The following is a 16,624-nucleotide window of genomic DNA, read 5'->3' as shown; positions in this document are numbered from 1 at the left end:
GGGTAAAATGCGCCGTTGCACCTTTTGTTAACTGCTAATTTAAGTTGAATATTCATGTTTGAAGTTAATCCGGTAAAATTCAAAATCAAAGAGCTCGCTGAACGTACTGAGTTACTTCGGGGGTATCTTTGACTACGCTGCTAAAAGTGAGCGTTTAGAAGAAGTCAGTCGTGAACTGGAAAGTTCAGAAGTGTGGAACGTACCTGAACGTGCGCAAGCGCTGGGTAAAGAGCGCGCGGCATTAGAAGCGGTTGTTAAAACCATTAATGATATGGACGCAGGTCTTGAAGACATCGAAGGATTGCTTGAATTAGCCATCGAAGAAGATGACGAAGAGACGTTTAACGATGCCGCGGCTGAACTTAACATTTTAGACACCCGTTTGGCTGACTTAGAATTCCGCCGAATGTTTTCGGGTAAAAGTGACGCATCGAATTGTTACCTGGATATTCAATCTGGTTCGGGCGGTACTGAGGCGCAAGATTGGGCCAACATGGTATTACGCATGTATTTGCGTTGGGGCGAAGCCCACGGCTACAGTCCAGAATTAATGGAAGTCACCGACGGTGATGTTGCGGGTATTAAAGGCGCAACCATTAAATTTAACGGCGAATATGCTTTTGGTTGGATGCGCACCGAAACGGGCGTGCATCGTTTAGTGCGTAAGTCGCCATTTGACTCATCTGGCAAACGTCATACGTCTTTCTGCTCGGTGTTTGTTTACCCAGAAATTGACGATGACATTGAAATCGAGATTAATCCATCTGAACTGCGTATTGATACTTACCGAGCCTCTGGTGCGGGTGGTCAGCACGTTAACAAAACGGATTCTGCGGTACGTATTACTCACTTGCCAACCAATACCGTTGTGCAATGTCAAAACGATCGTTCGCAACACAAAAACCGTGACTCAGCCTATAAGCAATTAAAAGCTAAGTTGTACGAGTTAGAAATGCATAAACAAAATGCCGACAAGCAAGCCGCTGAAGATGCTAAATCAGACATCGGCTGGGGCAGTCAAATCCGTTCATATGTATTAGACGATGCACGAATTAAAGATTTACGTACAGGGGTTGAGAACCGCAATACTCAATCTGTGTTGGATGGTGATTTAGATAAGTTTATTGAAGCCAGCCTAAAATCAGGACTTTAGTTTAATCAAATTAACTTTTTTCGCCATGTATCAAAGTGTGGCGAGCAAACGCGAGAATATAACATGACCGAACACGTACAAGATGAAAACAAACTGATTGCAGAGCGTCGCGCTAAACTCGATCACATCCGTACTAGCTGCCCTGCAAATGCTCATCCTAATACATGGCAACGTAGCCATAAAGCGGCTGAATTACAGGCGCAATATGGTGAGCAAACTAAAGAAGACCTTGAAACGTTAGGTTTTCAAACTAGCATTGCTGGTCGTATTATGGCTAAGCGTGGTCCATTTTTAGTGATTCAAGATGTGTCTGGTCGTATTCAAGCGTATGCTGGCAAGCCAGTACAAGGCGACTTAAAAGAACGTTATCAAGGTTTAGATATCGGTGACATCATTGGTGTTAAAGGTCAGCTGCATTTATCTGGCAAAGGCGACTTATACGTCAACATGGAAGAGTACCAGTTGCTGACTAAAGCGCTGCGTCCATTGCCTGAAAAATTCCATGGTTTAACCGACCAAGAAACGCGTTATCGTCAACGTTACGTTGATTTGATCGTTAACGAAGACTCACGTAATGCCTTTATCATGCGCTCTAAAGTGGTTGCTGCCATCCGTAACTTTATGGTCAAAAAAGAGTTCATGGAAGTTGAAACCCCAATGATGCACGTTATTCCTGGTGGTGCATCTGCACGTCCATTTGTCACGCATCACAACGCATTAGACATGGCAATGTACTTACGTATCGCGCCAGAGCTATACCTTAAGCGTTTAGTTGTAGGTGGTTTTGAGCGTGTGTTTGAAATTAACCGTAACTTCCGTAACGAAGGTTTGTCGCCACGTCATAACCCAGAATTCACCATGATGGAATTCTATATGGCTTATGCTGATTACAAAGACCTAATGGATTTAACCGAAGAAATGCTAGGCTCAATTGCTCAAGAATTATTGGGCAGCACTAGCATGCCTTATGGTGAAGAGACCGTTGAGTTTGGTGGCGCTTATGCTCGTTTAAGCATGTTAGAAGCGATTCAAAAGTACAATCCAGACAACGCGACAATTCAGGCAATGACCTACGAGCAAGTTAAAGACGTAGAGTTTATGCGTGATTTAGCCAAGAGCCTGGGCATCAAGTTAGAAAAATTCTGGACTTGTGGTCAGCTACTAGAAGAAATCTTTGGTGAAACAGCAGAACCTAAGTTAATGCAACCTACGTTCATTACCGGTTACCCAGCTGATATTTCGCCTCTAGCACGTCGTAACGACAACAATGATTTCATTACCGACCGTTTTGAGTTCTTTATCGGTGGTCGTGAAGTGGCTAACGGCTTTAGCGAGCTTAACGATGCAGAAGATCAAGACAACCGCTTTAAAGCACAAGTTGATGCTAAAGATGCTGGCGATGACGAAGCGATGTTCTACGATGCAGATTACATTACTGCTCTTGAGCACGGCTTACCGCCAACAGCAGGCCAGGGTATTGGTATCGACCGTTTAGTGATGTTATTCACTAACACTCATACTATCCGTGACGTGATTTTATTCCCAGCGATGCGCCCACAAGCGTAATTGCCTTGTTGGCTCTTCGTTGAGTTAGCGCTAATCGTTGATGAATTGAGTTTATCGCCGATTAAAAAAACAAAACCAGCCAGCAGGCTGGTTTTTTGTTTTAGTGGATCTCTCTAACCCTTTAATTAAAAACGGGCGTTGACCATTTGGAAGGTTTTGTAACCACCAGTGAGGTTACGCACCTTAAAGCCGTGTTGAGTGAGCATGCGATAAGCAACATGTCCACGTAAACCAACCTGGCACAATACCAGTAACTCTTTGTCTTTAGGGAGCTCGTTGAGTCGGTCACGCAGCTGTGGCAGTGGCATATTAATCGCGCCATCAATGGCGCCCGCAGTGGTAAGTTCGCCTGGGTTACGCACATCGACAATGACTTGCCCGGCGTTAGCTGCGCTTATATCGTGCGAGTGACAAATCTGCTCATCACCTAATAATACGTTAGCTGCCACCATACCCGCCTGGTTAACGACATCGCGCGCCGAGCCAAATGGCGGTGCATAGGTGAGCTCAAGGTCGGCTAAATCATATACTGTCATGCCAGCACGTTGTGCCACCGCTAATACGTCAATCCGCTTATCGACACCATCAAGTCCTGCCGCTTGAGCGCCTAAAATAGCACCACTTTCGGGGCTAAATAATAGCTTTAGCGTAATAGGATGCGCGCCTGGATAATAACTTGCGTGGCTGGCGGTATGCACATAAATTTTCTCAAATGGAATCGCTTGTTTGCGTAAGCTTTTTTCGTTGAGACCGGTAGATGCAATGGCCATATCAAATAGCTTACAAATCGCAGTGCCTTGAGTGGCGCGATACTTTATATTACCACCTAACATGTTATCGGCCGCCAAACGCCCTTGTCGGTTAGCAGGCCCCGCAAGCGGGATTAACGTTGGGTTTCCAGTGACAAAATCAGCAGTTTCTATGGCATCGCCTACGGCATAAATATCAGCATCTGAGGTGCGCATTTCATCATCAACCTCAATACCGCCAAGTTTACCCAACGAAAGGCCGCATGCCGTTGCCAAAGTTGTTTCTGGTTTGACACCAATGGCCAAAATCACTAAATCTGTGGCTAATGTTGCGTTATCACTCAGCGTTAATTGCAAGTGAAAGTGTGGCGATGCAGGTTTATCGTAATCATCGGTGTTGTCTGCGTCTGCTAGTGGAATAGGGCATTCAGTTACGGCGGCCAATCCGGTTTTTAAACGTAAATCAACATCATTATCAACCAGTTTTTGGTGCAGCATATTGGCCATTTCAAGATCAACAGGCCCCATAACCTGGTCGGCAAGCTCAAGCAAACTGACCTCTAAGCCTAAATGACGCAACGCTTCGACCATTTCTAAACCAATAAATCCACCACCCACAACCGTGGCATGTTTTGGCTTGTGTAACATTAAGGTGGCGAGAACCTTATCCATATCGGGAATATTACGCAGGCTATGCACAAAGTGGCTATCAATGCCTGGTAGTGGCGGTTTAATCGGTGAAGCGCCAGGGCTTAGTAATAATTTATCATAAGATTCTAGGTAGGTTTCATTGTTTACAAGATTGCGTATGGTCAGTTGTTTAGCCTGGCGATCGATCGCGATCACTTCGTTTAAAACTCGTACCTCAACATTAAAACGTGATTTAAAGCTTTCGGGTGTTTGCAGTAATAACGCATCTCTTGATTCTATCTCGCCACTAATATGGTAAGGCAGGCCACAGTTGGCAAACGACACAAACTCGCCTCTTTCTAACATAATAATTTCAGCGGTTTCAGATACTCGTCTTGCTCTTGCTGCAGCCGATGCGCCACCGGCAACGCCACCAATAATCACTATTTTGGTCATGCTTTTCTCCAGTAAATTAAGTCATAAAACCGATTTGTGAATACGCAATAGGTTTACGCAAGCGGTTTTAGGTAATCGATTCGTTTTGATGTGCTTTTTGACACTCAAAGCACTGGCCATACATATTGAGGCTGTGGTGATGAATGCTCATACCATGATGCTCAGCCGCTAAGCTTAAACGCAGTTCAATTAACGGGTCGACAAAATCAATGACCTTGCCGCAAGTGAGGCAAATTAAATGATCATGGCGTGGTTTATTGCTGAGCTCGTAAATCGTTTTTTCAGATTCAAGCAAACGACGAGTCACAAGCCCTGCTTGCTCAAAATCAGACATCATCCGATAAACACTGGTGAGTCCAATGCTCTCGCCTTGTGCATTAATGCCTTGAAAGATGCTTTCAACGGTTAATACCATACCGCGTTAGTAAATGATCTCTCAGCGAGAATTTAAAAGGGCTTAAACAAGGCGAATGACTGAATGAATAGTTGTTCTCTTTCGAAGTCATGCAACGCAGTGTAAGCCCTTTTAAAACTCGCCTGAAAGGAATGCCCCAGCGATTTTTGCTTTGCGTTCTCGCTATTTGAAAGGGAACAACCATTACGACATAGCGACGCCTTAATCAAAAACCGCTGGATGCATTCTGAGCGGTCATTTATTAATGCGGAATGGTATGAATGCTGCTCATCAACCTGGTTGATAAATTCGAGTAGTTTACATCTTTGGCTGGTTACTTTGAGGCCTGAGTCTTTTAATACTGCTTGCATTAGCCCTACCTATTCACGCCGAACCGTGTTTACTTTGCTGCTGATTTAGCTGATGTTTTTTGTCATCAATGCTTTACCATTAATTAAACTATCAACCACCTTGAACCTTGCTGCTTTCACTAAATTGGCCAGTGTTTGGCGAGAGACAGCCATTGATTTAGCCGCCTCTTGCTGCTGCATACCGAGCAAATCAACTAAGCGTAATGCTTCCATTTCATCCTCAGCCAGAGGTACCTGTTCCAACTGTGTCATTGGAATACCATTAGGCTTGAAACAAATATTGGCAGCTTGGCCGCATATTGTTCTGGGTATTTTGGGTCTTGCCATAATGCACCTCGTTATTGGCATATGCTATTTATACTGGGTTTAATGAAGACTTGCAAGCGTTGTTGAGTATCGATTAGCGATACACAAGCAGAACTTTGAACTAGGGCATATTTTGTCTATATACGATATTGCCGCCATACTTAAAGGGTACCGCAACACTCGTAAGCATAATCCTACGCGGGTATTTTATCTGTAGAATGGCTCAATGCCCAGCAAGGTTTGGTGCTGCGATACTTGGCTCAATAGCCCAGAGTAATGACACATGTTCTAGCAATAATACGACAACACTTCATCGTGCTGAGCTTTAGCGAATTGAGCTGGGATTATAGAGATGTTACTGCAGTTTATTGTGTGCTAAGCCGCTATGTTGACGATGGTTATTATTCGTTTTTGTTAGCGATTTCAGATTCACTATTCGGTGAATCACACCGTGGTTAACCTATTAAAAATAGTTGGTTTAAGGCACAATAGCCGCATTTAATGCTGTAGCCCAAAGGAACTCACATGACGCAAATAACCCTAACGACGCCAGACGATTGGCACCTTCATTTTCGTGATGGCGACATGCTGCGTGAAACCGTACCCGCAACAGCAAGATTATTTAAACGTGCGATTGTAATGCCCAACTTAGTACCGCCAGTGACTAATGCCGACATGATTGTGGCTTATCGTGAACGTATTTTAGCTGCGCGCCCACAAGGCAGTGACTTTGAGCCGCTAATGACCCTGTTTTTAACCAACAACACCAGCGCTCAAGATATTATCGACGCTAAAGCGGCAGGTGTGGTTGCGGCTAAGTTATACCCTGCAGGCGCGACCACTAACTCTGATACAGCGGTAAAAGCCTTAGATGCGCTATTTCCAATATTTGAGGTGATGGCAGAGCAAGGTATGTTGTTGTTAGTGCACGGTGAAGTGACCGAGTCACATATCGATATTTTTGATCGCGAAAAGCTGTTTATTGACCGCTATTTATCACGCATTGTTGAAGCCATTCCTCAGCTTAAAGTGGTGTTTGAACATATCACCACCAAAGAAGCTGCCGAGTTTGTTGCGGGCGCATCAGCTAATGTGGCCGCCACCATTACACCGCAACATTTATTGCTCAATCGTAATGATTTATTAGTCGGCGGCGTGCGTCCACATAACTTTTGTTTGCCAGTATTAAAGCGCAATATCCACCAACAAGCACTGCAAGCTGTTGTGGTGACTGGTTCAAGTAAGTTCTTTTTAGGTACAGATTCTGCTCCGCATGAAAAACACCGTAAAGAGTCCGCGTGTGGGTGTGCTGGCTGTTACAGTGCCTGGAGCGCGTTAGAGTTATATGCTCAAGTGTTTGATAACTTGAATGCACTCGATAAACTCGAAGGCTTTGCCAGTTTCCATGGGGCAGACTTTTATGGTTTACCGCGCAACACAGGCACTGTGACATTAGTGAAACAAGAGTGGACAGTACCTGAAGAAATTATTTTGCCAAACGGTAACCCTATCGTGCCATTTTTTGCTGGCCAAACTGTGAATTGGAAAGTGAAAAACGCTTAGCTATCTGGCAGTAAGCAAATAAAAATGCCTGTGGTATTAATGGTAATCCATTTAATACCACGGGCATTTTTTATGGCAATGTTATTGTGTTTAACATCGCCGTCAAAACAGAGTTTAAAGGGATTGCATACTTGCTTGTGTTTCGAGTAGAGCTTCAAATTCAGCTTGCGGTAAAGGCTTACTGAATAAATAGCCCTGACCATAATCGCATTTCAATGCATTGAGTAATTGATATTGCTCCTCAGTTTCAATGCCTTCAGCCACCACGCATAAATTAAGTCCATGGCCCATTGCGATTGCCGCGCCCACCAATTCTAAATCACCTGGATCGACAGTAATGTCATTAATAAAGCTCTTATCCACTTTTAATGTATCAAATGGGTAGCTGCGTAAATAACTTAATGATGAATAACCCGTCCCAAAATCATCCATAGAAATACTGACACCAATATCGTTTATGGCAGATAAATTATTATCAATAATCTGATCGCCACTGAGTAATACTCCTTCAGTGATTTCTAACTCAACGCTATTAGGTTGAATGTCATATTGGGCTATTAAGGCTTTAAGCAAATCGACAAATTTGTTTTCTCTAAATTGCTTTGGTGACACATTAATGGCAATTTTAAATTGGCGATTAAAGTAAGTTTGCCAATGATAAGCCGCAGCAAAAGCGGTTTCTAAAACGTATTGGCCAATAGGGACAATTAACCCTGTTTGCTCCGCGATAGGAATAAACTCATCGGGAGTGACATGGCCAAGTTCTGGGTTATGCCAGCGCAGTAACGCTTCAGCACCAATGATTTTACGGGTTTTAATCTCCACTAAGGGTTGGAAGTGTACCGACAGCTCATGGTTTTTTAAGGCGCCACGAAGTTGCTCTTCTACCCTTAGTCGGCGATGCATGTCCTGATTCATTTGTTGAGTAAAAAAGGTATAAGTATTGCGGCCCAGATCTTTAGAATGATACATCGCAGAGTCGGCTTGCCTCAGTAACTCTTTAGCGTCCAAGCTGTCATTAGGGTAAAGCGCAATACCAATACTAATCGTTGATACCAGTTCACGGTTTTCAAGCTTAAAAGGCGTGTCAAATTGTTGCAGTAACTTATTGGCTGTCACTTCAACATCAAGCTGATCATTAATGTTATTTAAAATAATGATAAATTCATCACCGCCTAAACGGCCCACTACATCGTTTTCTCGGATCGTGTCTTGCAGCCGGGTTGCGGCTAACACCAAGAGATCGTCGCCAACAGAGTGCCCTAAAGTATCATTCACTTTTTTAAAGTCGTCTAAATCTAAAAAGAGTATTGCCACTTGATTTTTCGCTCGGTGAGCTTCTTTAATCATTTGTGCTAGCCTATCAAGTGACAGTAAACGATTAGGCAATCCAGTTAAACTATCGTAATGCGCTTGATGAAGGATTTTTTCTTCTTGCTGTTTATAATGTGTAACATCTTGTTTTAATGCTAAATAATGTTTTATTACACCATTAATATCAAAAATTGGAGCAATATGAGCTTGTTCCCAAAATATCTCCCCGTTTTTCTTTCTATTTTGCAGTTCGCCTTGCCACGATTTTCCAGTAACAATAACCTCCCATAACTCTTTGTACTGTGATTTTGGGGTTAACCCCGACTTTAAGATACTGGTTTGTTGACCAATCACTTCGTCGGAACAATATCCTGATATTTTTTCAAAAGCGCTGTTAACGTATTCTATTTTGCTATTGGTATCGGTTAACACCATCGATATTGGACTTTGCTCAATAGCTTGTGACAATGTTAATGCTTGAGCTTCAGCTTTTTTCTGGGCACTTAAATCGATGTCGATACAGTACATTTCAATTTCATTTTCTGTGTTGTTAATTAATGCATGAGACGAATACACCTGCACATTACTGCCGTCAGATCTCATGAGTACTAACTCTTCTGCCGGAATGGGTAAGCCCTCGGTTATCCAGGTATTTACATTGTCGATAACATGTTGGCGATACGGTGCAGGAATAATAAGGTCTTCAAGTTTACTTCCCAGAGCTTGTTCTTTGCTGTAACCGTAAAGGTTTTCACTGGCTTGATTCCAGAAAATTACCTCACGATTTTTGTTATATCCTTGAACCGATATAGCAGGGATCCGTTCAAAGATGTGTCTAAACTTCGATTCACTGAGCAAGAGTTTCTTTTCTGCCTCAATGCGCTCTGAAATATCTTTAACAAAGCAAAAAAACATGCCGTTATCACCGTCCCAATAACTGACCGTCACTTCTACATGGTAAAGGTGACCTTGTTTATGTTTGTGTAATGACGTGTAATGAAAACGCTGCTCGCGTTTTGCCCGGTCAAGATTACGCGTTGAAAATTGGCGTTTGTCATCGGTTTCAATTTGATTAACTGACAAGCTAATTAACTCATCCGTAGTGTAACCCGTCATATTGGCAAAGCTCTGATTCACTTCAATAATGCTGCCGTCTAGTGACGCAATAACAAAGCCATCCTGGGCGGTGCTAATAATATTATGGTAAGTGGACTCACTGCGCTGTAGTTGCTCTTCGATATGTCTTTTTTCTGCTACATCCTGGCTTACTCCAACAATCCCTAAAATATCACCATCGACATTGGTAAATGGTGTCTTTTGAGTGCGGTAAATGTGTTCAATACCATTGGCTGCGACAATCTTGTCTTCGCAAACAATGGTCGCTCTTTGTGTTAATGCTTGAGTGTCATCGTGAATAAACTTTTTGGCTTGTTGCGCGCTAAAAAAATCATGGTCGGTGCGGCCCTTGATTTGATCTAATGTCAGGGTAATTTCGTTGGCAAAGGCTTTATTACAGCCTAAATATTTACCGTCAGTCGATTTATAAAAAATGAGATCGGGTATGCCATCAATAATATTTTGCAGGAGGTTTTTTTCGGTTTCGAGTAACTGTTGATGGCGCAATAACTCTTGTGCGAGTTTTTTGCTGTCAATGCGATGTTTAAGCAACAATCCTAATAAAAATGAGAGAGCGGTAAAGACCGAAAGCAATGTTAGGCTAATGGTCGAAAGAATCTTGTATCTATCGTCAATGGGCATCAGTAGCAAACAAGCAATCACCACAAGTTCAACGATGAAGCTCATCGCGAGAATATTTTTCCAGTTAAGGTGATTGTGGGATTTTTTTAACCAATATCGCCAACTTAACCCCACTAGCGCGCTGGTGAAAATGATCAAACTACCAATGTAAACGCCATCACCACCCAGGTAAACTCTGAAGCTTGTAGCGAGCAATACTGCGACAAATGTAGGAATAAAACCAAAAAATAAACCGCTTAAACTGAGCAGTATCCAGCGTGCATCAAAAAACACTCCAGGGCGCAGCTCCCAAGGATTACTCATAACGCTAATGGCGATGATGCCAATAAAAATACCGCTTAATATTGACTTGTAGCGGATGGAAGCAATGTTTTGTAATCTAACCGCGTCGAAGATCACGACGAGTGCTAGCAATAAGACTGCGTTATTCAATAAGCTAAAAAAACTATCCATTTATACCCCGCAAGTAAAAGGGAGTGTCATCCATTACGCTTTACATCGCCAATACTTGGGCGGTCAAACAGGGTTATCGTTATCGTATCAATATGTTGCCCTTTATCATCATATTGGCGACATCGCTGTTTGCACACTTAACACTATCTATTGAGTTTAGTCGTAAATTGATTTTTAACATGAAATAAGACATTAAATTTATCGTTATAAAGGCAGCATTCTTTGTCGTTAATCTACACGCTAGCATGCAACATTATAGATGGCTAAACAATGGCGGATATTGTTTTGATTAATGTGAGATAACGCATAGGTATTTTATTTTGATATTATTTTTTATGGCGGTTTAAATAATTAATACAGTGAGATAAACGTAATACTCACAATCAACAAACACAGGCGGTGATAAAATCTGTAAGAAAATCGCTAACGCTGGGGTCTTTTAAATCAATACAACTTGCTTGATGGCCAAGCAATACATTAAAAGGACAACCCCATGAAATTATTATCAACCAAGACGAGCGCAATTAAGTCTATCGTCACCCCCGCTATTATCAGCTTGAGTTTATTATTTGGATTTCAGGTACAGGCATCAAGTTTAACCGTGCCAGACTCGCTCATTGTAGAAACCGTTAACGGCGAAAATGTAAGCTTTGACAGCACCATCGGCCTTAAGCGCGGCCAACAGTTGGTAGAGATAAATTACCGTGATTTGTTTCAAGACAATGCGGATGACTCAGGTTATTGGGTTCGCTCAAAGCCACTTTATCTCACGTTAAATGTGGCTAAAAACCAGCGCTACGAAATCATCACCCCGACAATTTACAGCGCCGAAGATGCACGTGAGTTTTTAGATAATCCACAAGTTAAATTAACGGTAAACGGGCAGCATCATGATGACGTTGAGCTACTCACTCAAGCACAGTTATTGACTCAACTGATGCTTAAGTAGCGGGTATTGTTAACTCTGCAATAAGTTTATTGTGCTTCCTCATGGCCATTACTCCCACTAAAAGCCCAGGCCCTAAAATAGGAATAGAAATAAAAAGGTAGCCTAGGCTACCTTTTGTTTTTGCATCATAAGCGTAAATGGTTTAACCAATGGCTCAACCAAATAGCTTATGTTGTGAATGGTTACTTACTGTCTGAACGAATGACCAGTTCAACCCGGCGGTTTAGCTTCTGGCCCGCTTCATCAAGGTTATTGGCAATAGGTGAGTACTCGCCAACCCCTTTGGCTTCCACTTGCTGTGCAGCAATAGAGAACTGTTTTATCAAGCGGGTTTTAATTGCAATCGCGCGCTTTTCTGACAAGGTTTGGTTATACGCTTGCGAACCTTGGTCGTCTGAATGTCCTACCACGTAAAATAATTGCTTAGGGTGCGTTTGAAGGTATTGAGCGACCACTTCTACAATCGGATAAGCTTCTGGCAGTAATTCATCGCTATCATATTTAAACAACAAACCGTCCAGCGCCACATGGCCGGTTTTAGCAATCTCGTCGGTTAAGCCCTGCAAATCAATTCCGACTCGGTTATTGTTTAATGTGGTTTCTTCAATGATTCGGATTTCAGCAGAGAGCTCGCCAACATATCCAATCACATACACCATTACATAAACATTTCCCTCAGGTCTGTCTAACTTATACAATCGATAAAATTGACTGTCGTCTATACCGTTGGACATCAGTAATGTTAAGGCGTTATACATTTCTGTTCTTTGGCCACATAGCTTACCTGTACAAGCATAAACTTCGTTAAAGCCAAGCTTAACTAATGCGTTTTGGTAATTAGCATTTATCTCGTATTCAGAATAAGTCCGAGGTAAATTATAGCCAATATCGGTTATTTTTCCTTCTAGCACCTTAGTCTCTAATTTCTTGCCGTTTTTACCTATTAATACGGCGATTTGTCCAAAACTGTGGCTAGTATATTTGGCAATATAGGCACCTGGTATACGAGTCAACATTGGATGGTCGGAAGAGTTTTTTTCATCTTTTTTGCTATTGTCAGTTACTGCTATTTCACTCACTTTTTCTGATAAATACCCCTGATTAGTCGTCACCAAATCTAATGGTTCATCGATGATTTCTATAATATCCAATTCTACATTGGTCGCATTCTTCCAGCCAGCTGCATATAAGGATACATATACTTGTTTTTTAGGAAGAGTGATATAGGCAGTGATTAACGCTGGCGACTTTTTTGAAATTGTATCAAGCGGCTTCAAAAAACTATGTAATCTATCCTCGTTACCACAAGTGGCTTGCTCACATTCAAAAATAATCTCAGCATTGATCGCGTTAAGCTGTTTTTTATAGTTATTGATTAAATGGGCCGGTGTATAAGACGGCGGTAGCTTATAGTTGGTTCTAATCAGTTTACCTTTCATTTCTTTTGACAGAATATTTTTGCCATCAATTGCCGTGATCAATTGCACCGGTGTGAAGTGTCTAAGTTCACTCTTTGTATCTTTTACCTCTTTGGGCTCAGAAAATAATTCTTGAGTTGTCGCAGAAAAAGCATTCATTGCTGGCATCATCGCCATGATGACTGCCAACGACATAAGCGCGGTTTTTAACATTTCAACTCCCTGTTGTGTATGTTGATGGATGTGGAACAAAGTAGATAAGATATTAAATTGTCATAAAATAATTACCAAAAATAACGCCCTAGAAGTTTAACTAAAAAAATCAATAATTAGAACTAATTGAGATTGCTTGCTTTCATTATTTGCCCATAACATTCATTAAGTTACTCGACTTGTTAATGTTAGAAATTTAAACCATACACTACCTTACAATAAATCACATCACATCACATCACATCACTTAGTATGTATTTTGGGTTGGTGGTAATTATTGGTGATAATTGATTTGTTTTTTTTATGTGAAATAATTTATAAGTTGTAACTAAAATTTTCAGTAAATGAATAATCTTAAGATTGAAAAACTTTAACATTGGAGGTTCGAAGATGAACAAATTAAAACAAAAAGGTCAAGGTATGACCGAATACATTATTATCGTAGCGTTAATTGCTGTTTCAGCGATCGGTGTATACAGCTTTTTTGGTAAAACTATCCGTAATCAAGTAGCTGGATTATCTGCTGAAATGTCAGGAAAGGATTCATCAACTCAAATTGATGCTGCTGTAACATCTGCAGGGGCTGCGGGTACTGTAGCAGATAAAAACTATAATCTAGGTAATTATAACGAAGCAGCTAACAAAAGTGCTGCTGCTTCTTCTAACTAATTAGATTTTAACCTACTTATTCATTTATATGAATAAGTAGGTTTTCTGCTATCTAAAAGGATTCAGATATGAAAAAGCGCCAATTAGGTCAAGGTATGACCGAATACATTATCATTGTGGCATTAATCGCGGTTTCGGCAATTGGTGTATACAGCTTTTTTGGACAAACCATTCGTAACCAAGTTGCTGGCCTTTCTGCCGAAATGTCAGGAAAGGATTCAAACACACAGATTACGGCAGCACAAACCTCCGCAGGAGCTGCCAGTACCACCGCTAATAAAAATTACAATTTAGGTAATTATAATGAAGGTGCAAATTCGGCTGCGGGAGGAAGTAGCTCAGGCGGTGGAAGTACTGGTGGCGGAACGGTTGTAGATTAACGCCTTATCACAACTCATGGATGAACTAACGAATGGAAAGTAATACAGGATTTTTAAAGCAAAAAGGTCAATCTTTAGTCCTTTCTTTGATATTAATGTCTTTTGCTGCAATGACAGTTTTGTATAGCTATAACACTGCTCAATTAAATATAAAGTCAACAAAACTACAGCATACAGCTGATAACGCAGCTTATAGTATAGCAACCATCGCAGTGAGAGATTTTAATTTTAAAGCGTACACAAATAGAGCTTCTGTTGCCAATCAAGTTGCGGTAGCCCAAATGGTTGGGTTGTCTTCATGGTTTAATATGGCAGAACGCTTTTCTGAAAATGCATGTGATGTTCTTTGTTGGGTTCCTTATCTTGGGCAGGTTATTGGTGCTATAAGAAGCAGTGTTGGTTATGCAAATCAAGTAGTACAACCATTTACAGAAATAATGATTACTGCTGAAAATACAATATTAGGTATTCTTCGTTTCTCTCAAAATGCAATTCATGTTGCAAGTGCAGGCGCTTCATTTATTACAGCAACTAAAATCGTGCATGCAAACGATGAGAAAGCTGAATTAAGTTTTGCGCAAAACCCTCAGCTTATCGAAAATATACACAATGTTTGGTTTACGTTTCAAAAGGAACACAATCGAAATCTTCAAAACAGAAGTAATACGCAGTTTATTGACTTTAAAACTGTAATTTTGAAATCAAGAGATCCCTTTAGTACAACCCGTAGATATAAATTGAATTTTCCTTGGACTTTTACTTTCTGGCCTATGAAACGAAGGTGGAAAACAGAGAAAGCCGGTGGTAGTGAACTTATTTCTAATCAAAATGAGGCGGAATCTTGGACATCAATGGATACGCTAAGTTTTGACTTATCAAAATGGCGTTGTGGTTGGTCTGGGTGTGGTTGGCGTGGTTATAAAGAAACTCCTGTAGGCTGGGGGGCTACTCGTTCAGATGACAGAGCAGATATAACTCGGCTAGGAAGTCAATCCCTTTGGGGGCAAAGTCGAGCTGTAAATAAAACAGCGTCAAAATACGCAGCGAATAATCAGCAGACATCAGGAGTTTATAGTGGTGTCCAACCTTTTTATGGTTTATCAAATTCAGCAGTTAAAAAGAATCATACAGATAATATCGTCGTTGTTGTTTCAAAAGAACAGAAAGATGCAAGGACAACAAGCTCTGTTGATTTAGCGGGAAAAAATATAGACCCAGCAACAGCAGAAAAAATGTTAGGTGATAGATTAAATTCTATATCTGCATCACAGGCCTATTACTCTAGACCAACTGATTTATGGTCTCGAGCAGATGGTAAGCATGAATATGGAAATTTATATAATCCATTTTGGCAAGCTCGATTAACAGACACCACGAATTTAGAGCGAACGATGGCCTTAGCATTAACGAGGTTGCTCTAATGGGTGCTGTTGAACAGAAAGGACAAGCATTGGTTGAAGGCGCAATTGCACTTACTTTTGTCATTATTCCTTTATTAATTCTACTGCCTTACATGTCTAAAATGACAGAGGTACAGCATCGAGTATCAGAGGCTGCACAGTATACTTCTTGGGAACGAACAGTGTGGAAGAATAGTCGTCCTAGTTTGTTGCCAAATAATAGCTCTCATCATTCGGCAATTATGCCAGAAAATGATATTGCAATGCGTATTCCTTGGCGATTTTATCAAAAAAATGGACTCTTAATTAGTAGTGAAAATCGAAATGAATGGGATTGGGACGAGAACATTCACCCATTACTCAAATCTCAAACTACACGAAACTCATCAAATGACAATTTATTATCCTTAACGGATGAGAACATTACTGACGGTGAGTTTTCTCGATTTGAACGAACAGAGCGAAGTGGTAAAACACCAGGAAGTATAGGGAGTACGATAGATTATGCGGTTGGATTATTATCTTTTACAGGATTAAATTTAGACAGAACGCCATATTACGAAACAGACGTTAGCATTAAATTACAAAATCACTATTTAGAGCCTTTTGATCAATTAAATCTAAGTTTTAAAGGCAACAGTGCATTAATGGCTTCTGGGTGGAATGCGGGTGGAATTGATCATGCTGAGAAAAGAGTCAAAAAGTTGGTGTTAACGACGGTGTTAGATAATGGTCTTGTACGTCTAGTTCAAAGAATTGGCGGCTTTATTCCATTTGGTAAAGAGCTTAGGACTAATTCTTTAAAATTTGGTCATGTTGCTCCAGAGATATTACCGGAAAATAGGTTATGTCGTTATGGTACTGAAAACTGTGGTGGTTAAA

At 41.1% G+C, this 16,624-nt stretch carries 14 protein-coding genes; 8 read left to right on the top strand and 6 right to left on the bottom strand.

Translation table 11 applies throughout. The features are described 5' to 3' along the window. Positions 1 to 54 precede the first annotated feature (54 nt). Both prfB and lysS read left to right on the top strand, forming a co-directional pair. A protein-coding gene (gene prfB / locus AC19MV_RS09630) for a peptide chain release factor 2 (protein WP_432402992.1) occupies positions 55 to 1,153 on the top strand; the annotation gives its coding sequence in 2 pieces (ribosomal slippage) (positions 55 to 129 and positions 131 to 1,153; 1,098 coding nt in all). 63 nt (positions 1,154 to 1,216) lie between these two features. After that, positions 1,217 to 2,719 carry a lysine--tRNA ligase gene (gene lysS, locus AC19MV_RS09625; protein ID WP_432402994.1) on the top strand — a complete coding sequence of 501 codons (1,503 nt, stop codon included), beginning with the start codon at positions 1,217 to 1,219 and terminating at the stop codon, positions 2,717 to 2,719. Positions 2,720 to 2,844: 125 nt separating this feature from the next. On the opposite strand, the gene AC19MV_RS09620 is transcribed toward lysS, so the two are convergent. The 4 genes from AC19MV_RS09620 to AC19MV_RS09605 form a co-directional block, all read right to left on the bottom strand. Then, entirely contained in the window at positions 2,845 to 4,554 is a 1,710-nt protein-coding gene (locus AC19MV_RS09620; RefSeq protein ID WP_498307266.1) for an FAD-dependent oxidoreductase, read from the bottom strand. A 67-nt stretch (positions 4,555 to 4,621) separates the two neighbouring features. Beyond that, entirely contained in the window at positions 4,622 to 4,969 is a 348-nt protein-coding gene (locus tag AC19MV_RS09615; protein ID WP_498307264.1) for a Fur family transcriptional regulator, read from the bottom strand. Between the two features lie 32 nt (positions 4,970 to 5,001). Then, positions 5,002 to 5,319 carry a hypothetical protein gene (locus AC19MV_RS09610; RefSeq protein WP_498307451.1) on the bottom strand — a complete coding sequence of 106 codons (318 nt, stop codon included), beginning with the start codon at positions 5,317 to 5,319 and terminating at the stop codon, positions 5,002 to 5,004. 45 nt (positions 5,320 to 5,364) lie between these two features. Continuing rightward, positions 5,365 to 5,646, bottom strand: a complete 282-nt coding sequence (locus tag AC19MV_RS09605; protein ID WP_432403000.1) for a DUF134 domain-containing protein — start codon at positions 5,644 to 5,646, stop codon at positions 5,365 to 5,367. 504 nt (positions 5,647 to 6,150) lie between these two features. Between AC19MV_RS09605 and pyrC the strand changes: the two genes are divergently transcribed. Next, positions 6,151 to 7,188, top strand: a complete 1,038-nt coding sequence (gene pyrC / locus AC19MV_RS09600; protein WP_498307262.1) for a dihydroorotase — start codon at positions 6,151 to 6,153, stop codon at positions 7,186 to 7,188. 114 nt (positions 7,189 to 7,302) lie between these two features. Here pyrC and AC19MV_RS09595 read toward each other — a convergent pair whose 3' ends face one another. Beyond that, positions 7,303 to 10,713, bottom strand: coding sequence for an EAL domain-containing protein (locus AC19MV_RS09595; RefSeq protein ID WP_498307260.1), 3,411 nt, complete (start codon positions 10,711 to 10,713; stop codon positions 7,303 to 7,305). A gap of 493 nt (positions 10,714 to 11,206) precedes the next feature. Here AC19MV_RS09595 and AC19MV_RS09590 point away from each other — a divergent pair, with 493 nt between their 5' ends. After that, complete coding sequence (locus AC19MV_RS09590; protein WP_498307258.1) at positions 11,207 to 11,662, top strand: DUF2057 family protein; 456 nt, start codon at positions 11,207 to 11,209, stop codon at positions 11,660 to 11,662. A gap of 182 nt (positions 11,663 to 11,844) precedes the next feature. Here AC19MV_RS09590 and AC19MV_RS09585 read toward each other — a convergent pair whose 3' ends face one another. Next, a complete protein-coding gene (locus tag AC19MV_RS09585) occupies positions 11,845 to 13,293 on the bottom strand; it encodes an OmpA family protein (RefSeq protein WP_498307256.1) in 1,449 nt (482 codons plus the stop codon). Between the two features lie 390 nt (positions 13,294 to 13,683). On the opposite strand from AC19MV_RS09585, the gene AC19MV_RS09580 reads away from it, so the two are divergent. From AC19MV_RS09580 to AC19MV_RS09565, 4 genes are all read left to right on the top strand, one after another. After that, the gene (locus AC19MV_RS09580) at positions 13,684 to 13,962 is read left to right on the top strand and encodes a Flp family type IVb pilin (RefSeq protein WP_498307254.1); all 279 of its coding nucleotides are present in this window, start codon (positions 13,684 to 13,686) and stop codon (positions 13,960 to 13,962) included. Positions 13,963 to 14,030: 68 nt separating this feature from the next. Next, positions 14,031 to 14,342 (top strand): Flp family type IVb pilin, encoded by a 312-nt coding sequence (locus AC19MV_RS09575; RefSeq protein ID WP_498307252.1) that lies wholly within the window; start codon positions 14,031 to 14,033, stop codon positions 14,340 to 14,342. A gap of 32 nt (positions 14,343 to 14,374) precedes the next feature. Then, complete coding sequence (locus tag AC19MV_RS09570) at positions 14,375 to 15,763, top strand: hypothetical protein (RefSeq protein WP_498307250.1); 1,389 nt, start codon at positions 14,375 to 14,377, stop codon at positions 15,761 to 15,763. Beyond that, positions 15,763 to 16,623 (top strand): hypothetical protein, encoded by an 861-nt coding sequence (locus AC19MV_RS09565; protein ID WP_432403012.1) that lies wholly within the window; start codon positions 15,763 to 15,765, stop codon positions 16,621 to 16,623. Before AC19MV_RS09570 ends, AC19MV_RS09565 begins: the two co-directional genes overlap by 1 nt. Position 16,624 lies beyond the last annotated feature (1 nt).

It is taken from the genome of Shewanella sp. MF05913, assembly GCF_059758095.1.
The sequence above is the reverse complement of the archived record's forward strand: the minus strand, read 5'-3'. Positions and strand labels throughout refer to the sequence as shown.